This is a genomic window from Vibrio sp. Vb0888 (assembly GCF_033338835.1).
Classification (GTDB): domain Bacteria; phylum Pseudomonadota; class Gammaproteobacteria; order Enterobacterales; family Vibrionaceae; genus Vibrio; species Vibrio alginolyticus.
The window spans coordinates 1-1,338 of sequence record NZ_JAWOTL010000148.1; the positions used below are offsets into that span (position 1 = coordinate 1).

Genomic DNA, 1,338 nt, shown 5'->3' on the forward strand with positions numbered 1-1,338 from the left:
TGCTGTTGATCAATGAGCAAGGACAGCTATTCGATCTCAATCCAATGGCTAAGCGGCTGTTTTGCTTGCCGGAAAATGTCAATCGTCAAACTTTTGCTTGGGAGTTGTTTGATGCAGGTAATCCCAACTCAACCACGCTCACACTGCTCAGAGATCTACCAAAACATAAGGAGCTGGCAGAAATCAGTGCCGTTGAAACGATGGCAAGGCGAAGTGATGGGAGCGTTTTCCCGGTGCTGTTCTCATTAACGACTTTTCCTTGGCACGGAGAGCTGTATTTTCTTGCCACCCTCATCGATATCAGTAAACGCAAAAAGGCTGAACAATCGCTACAACTCGTCAACCAAGAGCTAGCGCAGCGCGTAGAAGAGCGCACTCAAGCGCTACGTCAAGCTCAGGAACAATTGATTGAGTCGAGCAAAATGGCGGCGTTGGGCCGCATGTCGAGCGCGATTACCCACGAGTTGAATCAACCTCTTACCGGATTGCGCACCCTTCTCACCACCAACGAGTTATTAGTAGAACGCGGCGAAACCGCCATGATGAAGGCCAATAATGTGCTCGTGCAAAAGCTGATTGACCGCATGGCAAGCATGACGAGCCAGCTCAAAACATTCGCGTACAACAAACCTGAAAAGCTACAAGCACTGTCGTTGACCAGCGCGTTGGAAGAGACGCTGCGTGTCTATCAATCTCAGCTGGCGAATGTGGATGTTCGCGTTCGAATACCTAGCGATCTACCGCAAATTCAGGGGGAAGAACAACGCTTACAACAAGTGCTTGGCAACCTGATATCCAATGCGCTTGATGCCATGCAATCTAGGGACAATCCCCAACTTTCAATCGTTGTCACACCAACTAACAGCCACGTTGAAGTGGTGGTCAGTGACAACGGTTGTGGCGTGGCACTAGAACAACTCGACACCATTTTCGAGCCATTCCAAACCAGCAAAAAGATCGGCGAAGGCTTGGGTTTAGGACTGTCAATCACCGCGAACAACATGCGAGACATGAATGGACAAGTCACAGCACAACGCAATCCTGGTTCCGGTATGTCGTTCCTCTTGCGATTTCAGCTCGCCAATACGATTGATTGAGCCACATAAAAAACTATTTGCATTTATCTTTATTCGTGCAAACCAATAACTCGCCCTCAGCTTTATAAAGCAGATTGCTTAACCTACGCTTAACATGATGAATAACCACCCTGCCATTCATCAATGGAATTGTTGGTTGTCTACATCCGCTTTGGCATCCAACCGTTAACTTATTACAAGTATTTACTTCAAGTAAGAATGGACGCGTTATGAGAAAAACAACTTTAGCAGTGACAAGTGC

Annotated in this window: 2 protein-coding genes; one reads left to right on the forward strand and one right to left on the reverse strand. The window is 47.4% G+C overall.

Annotated features, from left to right (window positions below; translation table 11 throughout):
- A partial coding sequence (locus R7P72_RS24590; protein WP_318110911.1) for a sensor histidine kinase occupies positions 1-1,097 on the forward strand: 1,097 nt, incomplete at its 5' end.
- A 13-nt stretch (positions 1,098-1,110) separates the two neighbouring features.
- On the opposite strand, the gene R7P72_RS24595 is transcribed toward R7P72_RS24590, so the two are convergent.
- On the reverse strand, positions 1,111-1,338 hold a 228-nt coding region (locus tag R7P72_RS24595; RefSeq protein WP_318110912.1), incomplete at its 5' end, for a hypothetical protein.